This is a genomic window from Paludibacter sp. (genome assembly GCF_009712605.1).
Taxonomy (GTDB): domain Bacteria; phylum Bacteroidota; class Bacteroidia; order Bacteroidales; family Paludibacteraceae; genus Microbacter.
In genome coordinates this window covers 62317-82079 of record NZ_WASO01000008.1, presented here as the reverse complement: position 1 = coordinate 82079, position 19763 = coordinate 62317, and the positions used below count along the sequence as shown (strand labels likewise).

Here is a 19763-nt window from a genome sequence, read left to right as displayed (position 1 = left end):
AACCGCTATAAACTATTTGTTTATGGCGGTTTTTTGTTTTTAAACTTTTGATTTGTGTATTGAATTTTATGGATATTTTGCTTATATTTGCTACATATTTGTTACGCGTCTTAGTAAAAGATAATGTGCGCCTTATTTGGTCTTAAATTTTATAAATATCAGATTTTCAAATGGGATATAGTAAGATGAAAATTCCAAAAGTGTGTGAAATTTGTGGAACCCCATTTTTGGCTAAAACGATAATTACCCGATATTGTTCTCACAAATGTGGAAATGCAGCTGCACGGAAACTTGCAAAAGAGAGAGAAGCAGAAGTAATCAGACAGAAATTTATATCGTCTATACCAAGAGATAGATTGTACATTTCTGTTCGAGAGGCATGTGTCCTGTTTAACCTCTCAAAAGATACTATTCATCGGTTAATTAGGTCAGGGAGGATTTCTGCAATAAATATGGGCGTTCGTTTGACACGAATAAACAGAGATCATTTGGAGTCAATGTTTCCAAAGATGGAAACTGTAAATCTGAAACCTGTAACTACAAAGCTCAATTATGACAAGGAAGAATGTTATACAATAGGTGAAATTTCAAAGAAATTTGAAGTCTCAGATTCTACTGTAAATAAGACAATTCGTAAGTATAGTATTCCTAAGAAGCAAATAGGTAGATTTGTTTATGTGCCAAAAGTAGAAATAGACCGAATATTCTCTCGCAAATAAATTAGATTGATGAAAAAGAAGCTTGCCAAAACCAAATGTACCGTCAAATTACGTAAATCAGAATATCGTAAAGAGTGGTATTTGATTCTTGAGAGTTATCCTGTGTTTACAAATGGTAGTGATAAACCACAGCGAATCATTGAAACTCTAAACAGAATAATAACGACTCCGGTGTGGGACAAAACTCGTACGGCCAGAACGCTGTCGGATGGAACGTCGACGTTCAAACCTAAAAGAGATCTCAATGGGATTATTCAATGTAAAAGTAATTTGGATCAGGAGGCATGTATTTATGCAGATGGTGTACGTATGCTCCGGCAAAAGGAATATGACAATGCAGATTTATACACGGAAAAGGAGGCTGAGTTAGAAGAAATGCAGCAATTACAACAAACGGATTTTATAACATACTTGCAAAACGTAACAATCAGCAAACATAGGAATAGTTCCGATTCAATTCTTGTGAATTGGAATAGGGTAGTCGAACTGCTAAAAATCTTTACCGGAGGAAAACCGCTTTTGTTTTCCCAAATTAACATGGGGAAGGCTGAAGAAATTCGCTATTTTATGCTTTCAGCTCCATGTGGCGGAAACAAGGAAGGTATAGTATCTCGTAATACAGCCGCTACTTATTTTAGCATATTTAAAGCAGGATTAAAACAGGCATTTATTGATGGTTATTTTTCTGTTGACATATCAGCTAAGATAAAAGGAATTCAGGAACAGGAAAGTCGTAGGGAACATCTCACTGTAGAGGAATTAAATTTGCTGGCAGAAACGCCTTGTGATCGTCCTATACTAAAACGAGCAGCTCTCTTTTCTGCTTTAACTGGCTTGCGACATTGTGATATACAGAAATTGAAATGGGCAGAGATTCAAAAGAATGGAGATAATTATAGACTAAATTTTACCCAGCAAAAGACAAAGGGAGTCGAATACATGCCAATTTCAGAACAGGCCTATTCTTTATGTGGAGATCCTCGAAAACCAGATCAGCCTGTTTTTGAGGATTTACCAGATCCTTCATGGATTTCGGTTCCACTAAAACGTTGGATTGAATCAGCGGGGATTACACGAAAAATCACATTTCATTGCTTTCGCCATACTTATGCTACATTGCAATTAGCCGGAGGAACTGATATTTATACAGTATCCAAAATGTTAGGACATACAAATGTGAAAACCACACAGATTTATGCAAAAGTGGTCGATGAAAAGAAGCAAAAGGCAGTAAATATCATAAAATTAAAAATGAATACAGATAGGATATTATAGATAAATATGATGACGTACACAGAATTACCTTTGTTTGAATTTCTGAATGAGCTACTTGTAACAGAAATAGCTGATATTGATCAATTAAACTATATACAGTGTAAAACGGATAACTTTTCCGAGTATCCATTAAAACTGATGATTAGAGATGTTAAGAAGTTCTCCAATTATTCACTGCGTATACAGGCTTATAAAGCCATTAGAAATAGTATTACCTTGGAGGAGACGTATAATTTAGTAGACTGTACTGTCTCTAATTATTTAGAGTATTTGTATCAAGAAAGTTTTCGATGGTTGTATAGCAATAACAAGAATAATCGTATTGGCGATGAAGATCAGAAAAAACTTGATGCCTTTAGGTTGCTAATAAAAAAGATTATAGAATCGGAATCTATAACAGAAAAACTATTATCAGTCTTCAATATACATACTAAAACAGAAGATTTACTATCACCGTATGCTTTGAAGAGTGTCATTATTCTTCCGAACATATGGAGAATTAGCGACTTTTCAGATATCTTACTATCAAAGTATTCTGAACAACTATCTTTAAAGAGTGTCGGAGGTGTTCAGCTGTCTGCAAATGAAGTGAGTAATGAAAATGTCATTGCTTTGTCTGAAATATTTGCTGTTAATGATTGGGAAACGTATGTTGATGTATTGACATTATGCACACCTCCACTACTAAAAAAAGAGGGGACTCGCTATATATATATAGGGAATGAAAATACGGAAAGAGGTTGCATTGCTCAATGGTTTAGATATTTGAAGAATCGGGGGATTTTGAGGAGAGGTTTGAATCGTAAGAATCTAGCCAATATTTTGAGTGAGGTGATTGTTGATTTTTCGATAGGAGGAGCTTCTATTGATAATCAGAGTGAGACTTATACGAAGAAATATGAGAAGCAATTATTGGATTTAATAAGCATGAGTTAGCATGCTAAATAACAACTCGTATATGCATGTTTCTTTGTCATCGCAATTCACATAGTGTGTTTTGCGATTTGTTTTTTTATTGAAGAACAAATCTAATGGTCTTACAAAATAAGAATATGGAAATCACTTTCGATCAATTACCTAATGCAGTAGGTACTCTTATTGCAGAAGTGCGAGCACTTAAAAGTAAATTAGAGCAACAAGAAAAAGTCGTAAAACATGAAGATAGATGGCTTAATATTGATGAATTACAGGAATATTTGCCTGATCACCCAGCAAAAGCTACCATTTATGGTTGGGTCTGTTCCCGTCGGATTCCTTGCCACAAAAGCGGAAAGAGACTTCGGTTTTTACAGAGTGAAATTGATGAATATTTAATGTTAGGTAAGAGGAAGACTATCAGTGAATTGATGATTGAATCTACTAATGCACGAAAAAATAAATAGTCATTGATCATGAACTACTACTTTTCTCATGATTATCACGCAAGGCACGATAAAAAACTTGTTGCTGCAACAATGAAATATGGTCTGGAAATAGTTGGCGCATATTGGTGTATTATAGAGTCTCTATACGAAGAAGGAGGCTATCTGAAATTAGATGAATACGAACGTATTTCATATGAATTACGAACGTCGAACGATCTTATAAAGTATCTAATTTATGATAGTTTGTTGTTTGAAAATGACGGTGTTAAATTTTGGTCGAATACCGTATTGAAACGTATAGGAATGTGTAAGGAGAAATCAGAAAAGGCTCGTAAATCGGTCGCATTTCGTTGGAAGAACAATGGCAATACGGACGTATTTCAATCAAAGACTGACCGTAATGCTATTAAAGAAAAGGAAAATAAAGAAAATACAACTTCTTCTGTAGAAGGATGTGGAATAATTGAAATTCCTCCAGATGATAACGTTGAAAGAAATCTATCTGCACTTAATCGTCGATTATTTCAATTTAGAGCTTCACCGGCTGAAATACAGGAAGTATATAGACTTTCGAACTATGGGGAAATAGGAAATCCGATTTGGGGTCTGTTTTCTACTATAGATCAAAATAATCAACAAATCAGATTGCCGGTGAAGTTCATTCTTTCAAGATTGAAATCTTAGCCCTTTAAGCCGGGAATTATTACAATGAAAAGAAAATGTACAGAAGAACAGAAAGCCTTTATAGGTAATTGTGTTTTTCTTGCAATCGTAGATGCGAAATTAATCCATCTTCTCACAAGATAAAGGGTAAAATGCACTCTAAAACAAAAATCTCCGCCTTCGTTCCTCGGGTAGTTTTTTTTATTTCTTCGTCCTTGTCTTTTTGCTCATATTTACATTGTTATTCACCACAAAAGCAAAAATATGAATAGAGTAGAAAATGGGATCAAAATGAGTGTGAATGTATAAGCAAGAAGAGGGAGGAGAAAGTGATTCTTTTATTTTTTAAATGACAGTATATTAATAGAATCTATATTCGTAATTACGCATTAATGAGTAACGATTGCGTAATATTTAGATGTATAACATTCAGTTATAGATTATTGCGTATTACTAATATTATTACTAATAAACTATTTATTATGACACAAAGTGATGTTACTGTTAAGGTTTCTAGAGAAACAAAGGCGCTCCTTGACCTGTCTCGTAAACGTATAACAATTGATGATTACATCTCTTCAATGTTGGCTTACTTTTCAGTTACAGGGATTAATCCGCGTGATAAAATTGTAGACAGAACCGATAAGATTCTTAAGCGGTTTGAAGATGTTTTAAAGCTTATTCGGGCAATAGAGAAAGGGAGGATAATGAAAATTGAGGATAAAACTGACCGTTTATTTGAGCATATTTTTGGCACGACTGTTATCGAAAGGTTAGAAGAGGAGCCATCGGAAACAACAGATTTGATTACAGTGGAGGAGCTTCAAAAAATTATCACTATTAATGAAACCTTGCAGCAACAATTAGATCAAATGAATCATCTTTTAGAAACTGAAAGAAAAGAAAAAGAGATGTATAAGCTAAAAGCAAGTAATTCAGATTCAGCATATAGTACCTCTTTGATAAAAGAAATTAAATCAAAAATTCAGGATATTTCTAAGCCTGCCATGTTTGATAGAAGCCTGTATATGATTGAGAAAGGCGATATGATTGTTGTAACTAAAATGCTTGAAGAACTTCTTGATAAGAATAAACAACGGTAAAACATACAAGATAGAATATTGACCGGAAACGGAAGATTCTATAGATACTTATATCTGAAGAGTAAACACTTGTATCTGTTGTATTTGGAAAATAATTCTATCCGGTTTGATAAATGGTAGTCAAATTAATGATGTGTTTTGAATTGTTTGATTGTAACTAGAAGAGAGTAGTTTGTGCCCATAAAAACTCGCTCTCTTCTAGTTAAGACGCTCACAGTATTACAAGTAAAGCAAAAAACAAACTTATCTCCAATATAGAACAAGGGCACTTCTCCATAGAGAGACATTTGTATTATAAAGTCCAAAACACTATGACATAGGGAAAGACGGCTATTAATTTAGCAACCAATCCCGCTTTATAAGCAAAGGAATTGTCCATTAAAGCGATTAAAGCACTTTTGGATAATAGAGTTGGCAAGGAAATATGATTTGATTTTCATCGAAACAGTCTTCGGGCACATTCTGATTAATATGCAATAGTTGTAATTTTGAATTTTATGCAGGTTCAATCAAGCTATTTGAACCACGTTCTTCCTTTTAGCGTAATAAATAAATACCAAAAGCGGCGAAAATTGTCCATAGTGGTTTATTTTTCATGCTTGGACTTTCTCTTTCTGTCGTGGATCAGAATATAAGCTATCCCGATAAAAGACAAAACAATTAGAGTGCCATAAAAGACAATTGCTTCCATAATTATTTATTTTTTAGATTATACATCAAGAATCCAAACTTCCGAGAGTGAGCTTTCCTATATCGATTTAGAACTATCCGAGCCTTTTTACAACACAAAGATAATTCGTTTTTTGAAAATAATCGCGCTACTACACATCCGTGAATTACTGAAATATAAAACTTTAGATGTTTATGAAATAAACATCTAAAAAAATAACTAAATATTAATTATTTCAAGTCTAATTTGTAGCTTTGTAATTGTTAATACTCAATATAATAAGTCACATAATATGCCATTAGAGGTACTAAGTAAGGATAGTAAAATATTTGCTCCATTGAAAGATAAATGGTTAGTGGAGAAACCCGAAGAAAGAGTTCGCCAAACCTATATTTGTCGTTTGGTGAATTATTACGGATTTTCTCTCGATCAGATGGATCAGGAAATACAGGTCAGCAACTCCCAACGAGGACAAGGAAGTGCACGCGCCGATATTGTGGTATGGCGGAATGCAATTGAGAAAGCCGAAAGCAAAAGTCCCATTATTGTAGTAGAATGCAAGGCTGAACATATTACAATCCGAGAAGAAGATTACTTTCAGGGGTATAATTATGCATCATGGGCGGGAGCCGATTTTTTTGTTACCACTAACCTTAAAGAAACCCGTATTTTCAGGGTTATTAAAGGTGAGATTCCTAAGCGCCTGGATGAAATTATTGATATTCCGAAAGCGGATGTAGTCAATAACAGCAAAAAGGTGGATGAATTGTTGAAACAAACCAAAGCCTTTACCCGTGATGAATTCTCAAAGCTGTTGTTCAAATGTCATAATATTATCCGCAATAACGATAAACTATCACCTGAAGCTTCCTTTGATGAAATCAGCAAGATTCTCTTCATTAAGATACGCTACGAGCGCCAGAATACGGGAGCTCAAATCTTTTCAAGCGAGGAGTTTAAGAAAGCTAAGGAGAGCTATAATAAATACCGGCCAAAAGATGGGGCAGAGTTTTATCAATTCTTATTTGAACAAACCAAAGAGGATTTCAAAGATGATGATCTGTTTGAACCCAATGAAATCATACGGATTCGGGAAAACAGCTTCGAGGCTATTGTAAAAGAGTTGGAGATTTATAACCTCTCTACTACGTCGGACGATGTGAAAGGGATTGCCTTTGAACAGTTCCTTGGTAAAACATTTCGTGGTGAATTGGGTCAGTTTTTTACTCCCCGTACCATTGTGGATTTTATGGTGGATATTCTTGATCCGCAGGAGGGTGAAACTATCTGTGATCCTTGCTGTGGTAGCGGTGGATTTTTGATTAAAGCGTTCGAATATGTGCGGTCAAAAATTGAGGAAGAGATACATCGAGCAAAAGACAAAATAAAGACCGATTTTTATACGGAATCGTATGAATCAATGCCCGAGAAAAAGAGAGCGGAGATCGACGAAAAAGTAACCGACCTGTTCAATAAGTTGAACTACGAATTGGATATTAATAACAATAAAAGCCGATTACGTACTCTTTCGTATGACTGTATCTTCGGGACTGATGCTAACCCCCGGATGAGTCGCACCGCCAAAATGAATATGATTATGCACGGTGACGGGCATGGAGGAGTACACCATAATGACGGTTTACTCAATGTGAACGGAATTTTTGAAAACCGTTTTGATGTGATTCTAACTAATCCTCCTTTCGGAGCGCGGGTGGAGAAAAGCCTGAAGATTACAGAAGCTGATAAATATACCGATGCTGCGCGTATCGCGAAATATCGCGAACGCTATGGCGAAGCATACGATAAAGCCTTGAAGCAGGTAAACGACAATATAGGAAAACCGTTGATTGACCTTTTTGATGTGGGTAAGATGAGCGGATTGACAGAAGTGCTTTTTATCGAACGCTGTTTACGATTGCTAAAGCCCGGTGGACGTATGGGCATTGTATTGCCCGAAGGGGTATTGAATAACTCCAATCTGCAAAAAGTGCGCGATTATGTGGAAAGCAAGGCAAAAATATTGCTGATTACATCTATTCCTCAGGATGTATTTATTGCCAGCGGAGCGACGGTAAAACCAAGTTTGCTTTTCTTTAAGAAATTTACGGAGGAAGAAGCTACCAACTGGAAGAAAATAAGCAGAAAAGCCGATAAAGAAATTAAATCAAACTATGCAGAACAGCTTCACACTATTGAGGAAAAGCTCAAAGATAAAACGGCATCTGTAAACGATAAAAAAGCACTGAAAGCCGAATTGAAACAAATAGAAGAGAAAATCGCAGCTGAAATTAAGGCACAGATAAAGCGTGATTTCGATTACGAAATACCGATAGCTGAAGTAGAGAAAGCAGGCATCAGCAGTACCGGAGCTGAAATAGAAAATGAACTGAAACCACTTGCCGTAGAATTTCGGGGGTATGCAGAAGGGAAAAAGCTATGGCAAAATAAGTTCGAAACCGTAATCTACGACGTTACCCCCGAAAATCATATTTACCGTATCCCCGTTGTGAATGGTAATGTGGGTGAACCTCAGAAATTTTATGGGAAGTAAGATGAATGATGTAAAAACATATTTGACTCTAATTACTATTAGTCAATTGGAGACTTGGAGTGTTCAAAGCTTGCTAGACAAAAAGGTTGCATACAATAAGAAGTTCATTTTAGTACCTATTGGTGATTTTTTGAAAAAAAGCAGGAATGTTGTTGATATAGAAGATAATACAATTTATAGAAGAATCCGCATAAAGATAAGAAATGGTGGAGTTGAAGAAAGAGATACTAAAACTATAAAAGGAATTGATATTGGTACAAAAAAACAATTTATTGCTAAGGGAGGCCAATTTATACTTTCAAAAATTGATGCAAGAAACGGAGCCTTTGGGTTAATTTCTGACGGTTTAGATGGGGCTGTAGTTACTAATGATTTTCCTCTTTTTGATGTTGATAAATCAAAAATATTACCGGAGTTTTTGGTTCTGATTACAACGACAAACGCCTTTATTGACTTTGCACAGAGTTGCAGTAGTGGTACAACCAATCGGCAAAGGATGGATGTAGATCTTTTCCTAAAGCAAAAAATTCCACTTCCTTCACTTGCAGACCAAGAACGCATTGTAAATGCTTATAATGAGAAAATTGATAGAGCGAAAGAATTGGAGACAAAGGCGGAAGAATTGGAGATAGGGATAGAAGAATACTTATTTGAGAAATTAGGCATAGAAAAAAATAGGAAATCTACTAAAATCAAAGGGCTTCAATTTTATTCTTTCAACGATATAACAGAATGGGGTTTTGATAAAATCAAAAGTATTGGAAAAAGTAATAGATCGGAATTCAAAAACTTTCCTGTTGTTAAGCTTGCCATAGAAGTATTCCGAGGTAAAAGTCCTGTTTATAAGAATGAATCACCCGTCTTTATTCTAAATCAAAAATGTAATCGATGGAATTTATTAGATGTCTCTTTTGCAAAGAATGTAGATGACAAATGGTTCTCATCTATAGATGAGTCTTTTTTTACTAAGGAAGGAGATATTTTAATTAATTCTACCGGCGAAGGTACAATTGGACGAGCAACTTATATCAAAAATGAGTATCAGGGGTTATTATATGATAGTCATATGTTATTGCTACGAATAGACTCAAACATAATGAATCCTGAATTATTTGTGGAGCTTTTCAATAGTTCATTTGGGCAAAGTCAGGTAAATGATTTAAAATCTGCACAAGCAACTAAACAAACTGAATTAGGTGTAGGAAATCTAAATAGAATCATTATGCCTGTGCCAGAATCTTTGCAATTTCAAGAAGAGATTGTTGAAAAAATTAAAGGAGATAGAGGGCTAATCATAAATTTAAAATCTGAAGCGAATATTAATATTATGTTAGCTCTGGAAGAATTTGAAAAAGAAATATTTGGATACAATTAATTCGACATGAGGATACTGAAATTAAAAATCTCTGGATATAAAAATTTAGATGTAGATTTAGATTTATCAAATACTTCTAATTATGTTAGTTTTATTGGGGTAAATGGTTCTGGTAAAAGCAATATCTTAGAAGCAATAAGCTATATATTTGCAAACCTTCATAGCCCAAGAAGGTTTGCAATTAATTTCAGTTACAACATAACGTATGAGATAAGACAGTATGAAGTTAATGTAATAGATCGAGTTGTCAGATTAACAAAGGAATCAGGGGATTTACGTAATCGCATTATTGGTTCAAATATTAGTAATTATCTGCCGGATGAAATTATAGCATGTTATAGTGGAGATGAGCTAAGATTATGGACTGATGTTTATTCAACGTTTTACTTTAGCTATATAAGCAAAATAAAAAAGGGGGCTACCCAAGAGAAACACAAATTAGTGTATATAAACAAATATGTTTGGGAGATTGCATTAGTTACGCTGCTTTGCCATGATAATTCGAAAGAATATATTAAAAATCTATTGAATGTATCCAATATCTCTGATGTAGAAATAAGATTTAATTTCCCTGCTAATTATGATACCAGACGAAAGAACTATGTGAAAATAACAGAAACTGGCACCGAAGCTCAAAATGATGCACTTAATCTGATTCGCATAATAAAGGAGAGTCAGGGGAACTCATTTCTGACATTTGATAATATTCAAGATATTATTTTTATATCTAATCCTGATAACACAAAAAAAGTAAGAAAACTTTTTTTCCTATTGCATGCAGTTGGAAGTGATAAGGATAAAAAACTATTTGAAAAAATCAATGTATCTTTCAATGGAATTACATTAAGAGAGTTGAGCGAGGGAGAAAAGAAACTCATACTGATTAAATGTATAACTGATGTGATAGCAAACGAAAATAGCTTATGTCTATTTGATGAGCCGGATTCTCATATTCATATTTCTAGAAAAAATGAGCTTATAAGATTAATCGATAATCCTAATAGATGTAGCTTGGTTACTACACATTCTTCCATTCTTGCGAATAAAATGAAATTTAAAAATCTGATTTTTCTTAACAACGGCAAGTTGGAAAATGCAGACAAGATATGTCAGATTAATAAATTGACTGGAGGCGAAATCAATTATATTGAAGGTGCATTTATAGCTACATCTAAAAAAATCGTAATTGTAGAAGGTACGTACGATATTAAATATATTAGAAAGGCAATTCAAATATTTGGTATACGTGATTCTAAATATTATAAACTGGATGAATTGTCCTTCATACCTCAAGGAAGTGCCGGAAATACAAAAAGTTTTTTTGATGATGTGGTGAAAGCATTGCATTTGAATGCAAATAAAATTCTCTATATATATGATTTTGATAAACCAGGTAGAGATGGAGCAACTGCGATAATGAAATTCAAAGAGGAATATCCAAAGTTAGATTATGTTTTTTATCAGGAAGACTATACTAAGGAGTACGAGAAAGGAGTTGAAAATGATTTTTTTATAGAAGACATGTTTGCAAAAGAGAGTTATGGTAGTATAGTAGCTGATATTCATGCTAAGTGTAAATTTAGAGAGTTTAAATCTAACAATCAGGGTGCAACTCATGATCGAATCAAAAAACATATTGAGACAAACTATTTATCAAGTTTTTCTGATGACTATTTTAATGGCTTTGTCCCTTTATTGGAAGTGTTGATAAATCGATTTAATCTGTTGTAATATGGCTCTTTTTAAACAGACACAATCAATGCTTGATTTAATCAAAGAACTTCCTTTCAAGCTTGAAAAGGAGATTCAACGATTATTTGAAAACAATTTGTCGATGATTATGGGTTTGGAAATGGTAAAGTCTGAATTTTCCATTAAAAACAAACGAATCGATACTCTTGGCTTTGATCCGCAAACCAAATCATTTGTGATTATTGAATACAAGCGGGAACGTAATAATAGTGTTGTAGATCAGGGGTTTACTTATCTTAACCTGATGCTACAAAACAAAGCTGATTTTATTCTGGAATATAACGAAGGATTGAAAAAAACTTTGAAACGAGATGATGTAGACTGGTCGCAAACCCGTGTTGCCTTTGTTTCTCAGGGTTTTACCGAGAATCAGAGGGAAGCCACCAATTTCAAGGATATTGCTATTGAACTATGGGAAGTCAAACAATACGAAGGTGGCATTGTTTCTATCAATCAAATTAAAAAGAGTGGGGCGGCCGAAAGTATCAAAGCCATTACGGATCGTAATACCGAACTACAAGAGATCACCAAAGAGATAAAAGTCTATACCGAGGAAGATCATTTGAGCGGTAAACCGGATGAGACTGTAGAACTCTATGAAAAATTCAAATCGGCGATTTTGGATCTCTCTCCCGATATCGAAATAAAGCCGCAGAAATGGTATATTGCTTTTAAGAAAAACGGAACGAATGTTTCTGATATCGAAATACAAAAGAATACAATCAAAATCAGTGTCAACCTGAAAGTTGGCAAATTGGATGATCCAAAGCATTTAATGCGAGATGTGTCTATTTTGAAAGGACATTCTTTGAATGGTGATTATGAATTACGTGTAGATAGCGATAAAGACCTTCAATATATAATGAGTTTGGTAAAACAAGCTGTGATTATCTAAATAACTACGGGTAGTATAATGTTTTTCAACGTCCAAAGGTTTCATGTTTCTTGAAAAATGTTCTAACAAAACACCTCAATCTGATTATATTCAGATTGGGGTGTTTTGTTTTATACTCCATAAGGTCTAAATGCACTAAAGTGAGTTAGTAAAGCAAACTGAACTGGATGAAAAAGAAGGGGGAGACTTGTGCTTGATTTGAACAGTTAACCCCGATACATAGATGATGTATAAAGAGAACTAAGATCAGCAACTTTGGCAATGAATGACAAAAATTGAGGATTAAAAAAAATGTAACTGGTATTTAACTTACATAAGTAGATATGCCGCATCAGACAAACATCTTTTTGAAGATGAGAAAAGATAAGTAAAATAGGCTTGCATTTACTAATATACAAAAATTGAGTTTTTGTCAATTTTAATACAAGAAGATATTGTTTTGTCTCAAATAGCTTTAATATATCGGGATTTTTCTCGTACTTTGTTATAAAATGTTTGTAAATTTATTTTGTTGATAATCAGGCGTGTGTAAATTTTTAGTAAATAAAACGATTTTTTTTTCGTTTAAAATAATAAATATTCTGCAGTTTGGTATCCATATTTTGTATGTAATAAATCGGATAGTTATCAAAGCATTCTTTTTGAACCACATTAAAACATCATTCCCCAAAATATTATGAACCAAAATTTTGACATTTTCATCAGTTACCGCCGACAAGGAGGTGGATTTGAAACCGCAAACCTTATTCATGATCGTTTGACACAAGCTGGATACAAGGTTTTTATGGATATTGAAAATTTACGTTCGGGTAAATTTAATGAGCAAATATATAATCAGATTGATTATTGCAAAGATTTTATTGTAGTACTCGGTGAAAATAGTCTGGAAAGATGTATCAATGATGATGATTGGGTAAGATTAGAGGTTGCTCATGCTATTAAAACAAATAAAAATATCATTCCGATTTTTCTACGAAATTTTAACCGATCCACTATTCCTCTTCCTGCCGACATTTCTGAATTGTTAAATTATGAAGGTATTGAGGCATCACAAGAATTGTTCGGAGCATTTTTGGTCAAACTTAGGAGTATGCTTGTCAGCAAACGCCACTTCACATTGCCTCGATTTAGAAAGCAGTTGCTATTTACAACTGTCCCCATTTTATTGCTTACAGCAGCTCTATTATTCATCCATTTTTACAAAAAACACGGAGAATATATCCAATTAGAACAGGTTTGTAAAGAAGTTGTGTCGGAAATGGCTGTTGGCTTTGGAAAAGGGAATATATTGCTTTCTACTATTGATGAAGCCAATATTGAGTGGAGAAAGTTTCATGCTGAATATGTAAAATCTAATGATCGATTGTACAAGAACCGATTGAAAAGCGAACTGATAACATTTATTGATTTTAAACTCAAACAAATAAGTGACACAGCCAATAATACTCTCATAAAGCTGACCCCTGCACACGAAGAGCTATTAGCTAAATATAGTATTAGTACCGAAGATATAAAAGGTGCTAAGATGATGTTTGATACTGATTTGGAACAAACTAAAGAGTATTTGATGAAAATGAAATACTGGTTGTCAGTCCCTGATATGTCGTGGCCACTACAACTAGACGAATCAATGGATATTTTGGCTTCGATGGACAGAGAGATGATAAATTGCGGCATATTCAGTTTTAATGAACTCATTCTTGAAATGCCTGTGAACGTGAGAGATGTGTATGCTAAATTTGCGCCTAATCTCACTAAATATACCTACGAGATGGATTATTCCAAAACACGGACAGAATTGGAAGCTATGCAAGCAAAAAGCATGAAGAAATGCGAAGAACTATTGAGTAAATATTCGGTAATTATTGGAGATGAAAACAAAATTGTCTCGTGGATGAGTAATCAATTGGATTCACTGAAGCATCGAAAAAAAATTATACCGGTTACTGTTATAAAATCACCTAAGATTGATTCTTTAAAGAAGGTGGTGGAAGGTAAGAAACAAGCCTTATTCCAAAAAAAAAATGAACTTGACAACAAAAAACAAGAACTTCGGGAGTCCTATAAACGGATACTAGCAAAATGTTCGTTCGGTAAGAACGAAGAGCAGGGGATGATGTGGGGAAAGATCATCCATTTAGCTCAGTTTGGCTATTCACAGGTACTGGCAGAAAATAAATGTAAAGTTGAGACTGAACGACTCAAGAAAGAAGCCTCAAAAGCGGGTCAAGATCCCAATACTGTTGAGCCAATAACAGCCACTATATCCGCCAGAGAAGTTTTTACAGAAGTGCAAAAGCGATTGGATATATACCAGGGGTATAATAAAGAGACTGATCCCAATGTAAAGGTGTATATTCCTGCTGTAAAACGATATTATCAATTGGTTGGCGAGCATAAGCTCGAACCGACAGGGATCTTAATGATAGGAACCGATAATAATATACCACATCCCGTTCTGAAAATCGGAGATGTTATTATTGAACGCAAAGGTAGAGCTATTGATCGTATTGAGACCTATGCAAAATTGAAAGAAATGCCAAGTCCTAATGTTTTAAAAATCATTCGTATTGCAGGAGGAAAGCTCAGTGTGTTAACCAAAACTATTTCGCCGGATTGTAAGGTGTTGGTAGGTATGATGAATTTGTGGGAAGAAAATTAAAACAAAATATCATGGCAAAAAATAAACTTAATGAGAGAGGTTGGGAGAAGCTTTTATCCGAAATTGACAAGGGCAATGTTGTTCCGATTTTAGGCAATGAATTGCTTAAAATAAAAATAAATGGACAAGAACAACCATTTTACGAATATATTGTAAAATCGTTGTGTGAGATTATTGATATTGAATATGTTCCCGGGTTAGATTTTGAACAGTTGACATGTCAGTCATGTATGCTTAAATGGCGTGAAATAGATTCGGATCCCTACTATGAGACTTATAAACTAATTAAGGAAACGGATTTTGATGTTTCTCCATCTGTTTCAAAGCTGCTTGATATTGATAAGTTTAAATTAGTACTCACCACGACTTTTGACAATATCTGCACGAAGTCTTTTGAAAAAAAATGGGGTATAGGAAATTTTAAACGGTTATCATATGAGAAAAGAACTAATGGCCAAGATATTGAAACATTAAATCAGCCTATATTATATCATATGTTTGGTAAGGCTAGCAATGAGTCTCATTCTTATGTGCTAACAGAAGATGATCTCTTGGAATTTTTACACTTTTGGCTCAATGATAATTACAAACCCAAAAAAATATCGAATATCTTAAGGGAAAAATACTTACTTATTATTGGCTGTAATTACCCGAATTGGCTTTTTCGTTTCTTCTTACATTCTATGAAATTCTCGACACAATCTACACCTAAATCTAAAATTGGCATGATCGCAGAATCAAATATGGATAGTGATCTAATCGCCTACCTCTCCCGGTTAGATGCACAAATGTATATCCCTGCGGAAGAGTTTATAAATGAATTGGCTGAAAGATGGGTCCAATATAAAATTGACAATCCGGATGAACTGCTCTCAGAATATAAGGATGTGTTCATTTCTTATGCCAGTGAAGATGAACATTCAGCATCTTTGGTTGCTGAAACATTCAGAAAATTAGGGGTGACAGTGTGGTTTGACAAACGAGCATTGGAACCTGCGGATGAATATCTGAAAGTAATAAAGAAAAACATTGAGAAAAGTAAAGCGTTCGTTCCTATTCTTTCAAAACATGTGATGACCCCAGAAAGAAGATTTTTCAAAAGAGAATGGACTTGGGGTATTGAACAATCTGAATGGATCAATCCATCTCCATATATTTTTCCAATTACTATAGACGATATTAATATTCAAAACGAACTGATTCCTGTGAAATTTTCCTCGTTGCAAAAAGTTGATTTCTTTAAAAGTGATTTCGAGGATAACGTCAAAAAAATAATTCGATCTATCAGGAGATAATCCTCTTTTATAAATTATAAAATAGTTTCTATGAGCACATCTACATCACCGTGGTTAGGCCTTATGTCGTATGAGGAAAAAGATGCACATCTTTTTTATGGAAGAGAAGCCGAAATCAGAGAATTGTCTGGAGATATTTTTAATAATACTCAAACTGTTGTTTATGGACCTTCTGGAACAGGGAAGACTTCAATAATTAAAGCCGGTATCTTTACGGTTGCGAGACAAAATAATTTTCTACCAATCTATATTAGATTAAGTCATGGTGCAAATGAAAATTATACGGCACAAATTATAGAGAAAATTACCAGCTCAGTGAAAGAAATTGGTGGAGAAATCGATAATGTAGTTAAACCCATTTTTGATGATAAAATAAGTCTATGGGAATTCTTTCATGGAAATGAATTTTGGAATAAAGATAATTATCCAGTTACGCCACTGATTGTTATCGATCAATTTGAGGAAATATTCACATTAACAAAAGACAAATCAACTGTACGGGAATTCTTTGTGGAATTATCTGACTTATGTGACAATAAAATGCCTCAATACTTGAAAAATTTTCTCAATGATAATGATTTGCGAAAAGAATACTCTGATAAAGTCAATTATCGGTTGGTACTTACACTTCGAGAAGATTTTCTTGCCAGATTAGAAGAGTATGCTGTAAATATACCATCTCTACGTCGGAATCGGTTTAGTTTGCAGTCAATTAACGAAGAGCAGGCAATGGATATTATAATGAAACCATCGAAAGGCATGGTTTCCGAAAATGTCGCGATTGAAATTATCAAAAAAGTTACCAATAATTCGAATTTTAAAATTGATGGAATTCCAGAAATAACAGTAGAAACAGCTTTGCTGTCTCTTTTTTGTAACGAGTTAAACAAGAAAAGACTTGATGATGGATTGCCTGAGATAACATTGGATTTGGTTGAGAAATTTGGAGATAACATTATTTCGGAATATTATGAAAATACGATGGCATTGGTTTCTGAAAAAACAATGCTGTATTTAGAAAATTCGCTACTGACTAAAAAAGGGTATAGGGATTCAATTGCTTTGGGGGATGCTTTTGATTATGGAGTAACTCCTGACGAGATTGACACCTTGCAACAAAACAGATTAATTCATGTTGATGAATGGGATGGTACCAAACGCATTGAATTTACGCATGATGTATTGTGTAAAGTGGCTAAAGGAAAAAGAGATAAGCGATATGCCGAAATGAAGCTCCGAAGTGAACAAAAAAAAATAAGAGAGTTAGAAAAAGAAAGACGTAGTTTTTTAAAAATATTGGTCGGTGTTGATTTGGGAATAATTGGGTTATTGTCTTTTTTTTTCACAAAGACATTTTTGGATTACCCGTTTGACTCATCTGAAATTTATGCGCACATTCCTTTTATTCCATATATTCTTGTTACATTCTTTTTGCTGATTTTTCGTGTCAATATAAGTCTTCTCATCTTATCAAACGAAAAAAAAGGGTTATATGCCTCTGTTTTGTTTATTTGTTTTGTCTCTGTTATAATCTGTTTAACTGGAAAATTAGGTTTTGGATGTAGACAGTTAATGGCTTTTTTTGATAACTATATCTTATGTAGCTCGTGGGAAGGGACTAAAATATCTGATTATTTTGGCTTCTTAATCATATTAGAATTTCTTACTTTCCCAGTGCTTTATTACATGGGAAAAGTTTTTTTTAATTGGAAATCGACAAATAATAATGTTACTTGGTTGAGCCTTGTAACTTGTCCTAAAGTAATAAAGAATTATAGAAATATTTACTTAGTCCAATTTGTTTTATTATTGATATCAATGACAATAGGATTAAAATGTAAAAATGTATATTCTGCAATATATGGTTCTCCTCTCATTTTAGCTTCTTTTTGTTCAATACTAATGTATAAATCGGCAAATAAACCCAAAGTTAAAACGCTTATATTTACATCAATAGTAGTGTTGGCGTTATTTGTTATATTGGTATGTGCTCAATTTGAGACCTTTGTGTTTGATAAGATATATATATATATACTAATTTGGTTGTCTTTTATTGGAATATCTTTTATTGTGATTAAACAGATTAATAAAAAGCAGTTGTCATTAATCGTAAGCAAAATATTAGTTTTGTTTTTTATTTCATTTTTCTTAATTCCTATTTTCTTAATAGGGAATGTGTATTTTTCTGAATCAGCATATGCTTTAGTGAAAAAATTCAATACGAGCTATAACTCTCAAGGTATTTATTTAATTACAGATTCAAAAGGTAAATACGGGTTAAGAGACAGAAGAGGGCTGATAGTCCCTGTCGAATTCGATAATATAAAGGACTTTGATCTTCCTCTGTTAATGGTTAGTAAAAATAAGAAGTGGGGTATTTTTAACATTTCGACATGTCAAAGTAAATGTAAAAATACAGTTCCCATTTTAAACATCATTTCCAATTCCAAATTACATTCTGAAGAATGTAATGAGATTCCTTGCTTATACAAGAAAATAGAAAGATTATCAACTTATCAATATCCAAACATTATTGTGACTACAAATTTTGCCAATAATAAAGGCGTTTTTGATATTAATGGTAAAATTGAAATATTACCATGCTTATATAAATCTATAATACCCATTAATGATGAATTTTCGGAAGTTTTAATTAAGAATTCAACTGGAGCAACAGGGATATACAATCTGATTGATAAGGTAGAAATTATAAAATGTAAATATGATTCTATTGCTAAGCTAAATAATGAAAAAACGGGACAAGTTAATTTCTACAAGGTTAAATTAGATGGTAAATATGGGTTGATGGCAGGCATATCTTCAGCTAGTTTAATTATATCATGCTCTAAACAAGATATTTGTGTCGATAAAAATTGCATTAAAATTAGCAATTTTAATGGACGGGTTGATAGAATTGGAATAAATAAGTTTTGCAATAAAATAAATACTGAATATGATGCTATGGCTACCGTTGAATCTGTAATTCAACATTTATGGAATTGCTCAGTAGACTCAACAAGTGCAGATAAAGAAAAAATTTTATATTGTGAACAAATAATACATATTTGTACTCAAAATAATAATCTATTAAAAAATGATGAATATTTATTTTCATCGTATGTTCAAACATTGGGTAATTTGTCATGGTATCAATTATTTGAGAAATCATTTTCTAAAGTTGAGAAAAATGCGATACTTGCACTGAAACTTGATCCAACACAAACATGGATAAAGACCAACTTAGCTCATGCATTACTTTTTCAGAACAAATATAAAGATGCAAAAAAAATATATTTAGAACTTAAGAACCAACCATATCCACCAAAGCCTTCAAAAACTTTTAATTATTATATTTTGAGAGATTTTGATGAACTAGAAAAGGCTGGTATCACTCACCCGGATATCGCTAAAATACGTGAACTTTTAAAGTAAACTAACT

The 19763-nt window shown here is 33.4% G+C and carries 13 protein-coding genes; all 13 read left to right on the top strand.

Features of this window, described 5'->3' with window-relative positions; genetic code table 11:
* Positions 1 to 185 precede the first annotated feature (185 nt).
* The 13 genes from F8N35_RS06630 (at position 186) to F8N35_RS06570 (ending at position 19756) form a co-directional block, all read left to right on the top strand.
* The gene (locus tag F8N35_RS06630) at positions 186 to 719 is read left to right on the top strand and encodes a helix-turn-helix domain-containing protein (RefSeq protein WP_293050632.1); all 534 of its coding nucleotides are present in this window, start codon (positions 186 to 188) and stop codon (positions 717 to 719) included.
* Between the two features lie 9 nt (positions 720 to 728).
* Positions 729 to 1994 carry a site-specific integrase gene (locus tag F8N35_RS06625; RefSeq protein WP_293050631.1) on the top strand — a complete coding sequence of 422 codons (1266 nt, stop codon included), beginning with the start codon at positions 729 to 731 and terminating at the stop codon, positions 1992 to 1994.
* 6 nt (positions 1995 to 2000) lie between these two features.
* Positions 2001 to 2930 (top strand): hypothetical protein, encoded by a 930-nt coding sequence (locus tag F8N35_RS06620; RefSeq protein ID WP_293050630.1) that lies wholly within the window; start codon positions 2001 to 2003, stop codon positions 2928 to 2930.
* 116 nt (positions 2931 to 3046) lie between these two features.
* On the top strand, positions 3047 to 3376 hold the full coding sequence (locus F8N35_RS06615; RefSeq protein ID WP_293050629.1) for a helix-turn-helix domain-containing protein: 330 nt from the start codon (positions 3047 to 3049) through the stop codon (positions 3374 to 3376).
* Between the two features lie 9 nt (positions 3377 to 3385).
* A complete protein-coding gene (locus tag F8N35_RS06610; protein WP_293050628.1) occupies positions 3386 to 4042 on the top strand; it encodes a Lin1244/Lin1753 domain-containing protein in 657 nt (218 codons plus the stop codon).
* A 461-nt stretch (positions 4043 to 4503) separates the two neighbouring features.
* Positions 4504 to 5124 (top strand): BfmA/BtgA family mobilization protein, encoded by a 621-nt coding sequence (locus tag F8N35_RS06605; RefSeq protein ID WP_293050627.1) that lies wholly within the window; start codon positions 4504 to 4506, stop codon positions 5122 to 5124.
* A 962-nt stretch (positions 5125 to 6086) separates the two neighbouring features.
* On the top strand, positions 6087 to 8345 hold the full coding sequence (locus F8N35_RS06600) for an N-6 DNA methylase (RefSeq protein WP_293050626.1): 2259 nt from the start codon (positions 6087 to 6089) through the stop codon (positions 8343 to 8345).
* Positions 8335 to 9720 (top strand): restriction endonuclease subunit S, encoded by a 1386-nt coding sequence (locus tag F8N35_RS06595; protein ID WP_293050625.1) that lies wholly within the window; start codon positions 8335 to 8337, stop codon positions 9718 to 9720. The genes F8N35_RS06600 and F8N35_RS06595 overlap by 11 nt, the downstream gene beginning before the upstream one ends.
* Before the next feature lie 6 nt (positions 9721 to 9726).
* Positions 9727 to 11451: an AAA family ATPase gene (locus F8N35_RS06590; RefSeq protein ID WP_293050624.1), complete on the top strand. Its 1725-nt coding sequence runs from the start codon at positions 9727 to 9729 to the stop codon at positions 11449 to 11451.
* A gap of 28 nt (positions 11452 to 11479) precedes the next feature.
* Complete coding sequence (locus tag F8N35_RS06585; protein ID WP_293050623.1) at positions 11480 to 12367, top strand: DUF5655 domain-containing protein; 888 nt, start codon at positions 11480 to 11482, stop codon at positions 12365 to 12367.
* A 676-nt stretch (positions 12368 to 13043) separates the two neighbouring features.
* Positions 13044 to 15029: a toll/interleukin-1 receptor domain-containing protein gene (locus F8N35_RS06580; protein WP_293050622.1), complete on the top strand. Its 1986-nt coding sequence runs from the start codon at positions 13044 to 13046 to the stop codon at positions 15027 to 15029.
* 11 nt (positions 15030 to 15040) lie between these two features.
* Positions 15041 to 16324, top strand: a complete 1284-nt coding sequence (locus F8N35_RS06575; protein WP_293050621.1) for a toll/interleukin-1 receptor domain-containing protein — start codon at positions 15041 to 15043, stop codon at positions 16322 to 16324.
* Positions 16325 to 16354: 30 nt separating this feature from the next.
* Entirely contained in the window at positions 16355 to 19756 is a 3402-nt protein-coding gene (locus F8N35_RS06570; protein ID WP_293050620.1) for an ATP-binding protein, read from the top strand.
* Positions 19757 to 19763: the final 7 nt, after the last annotated feature.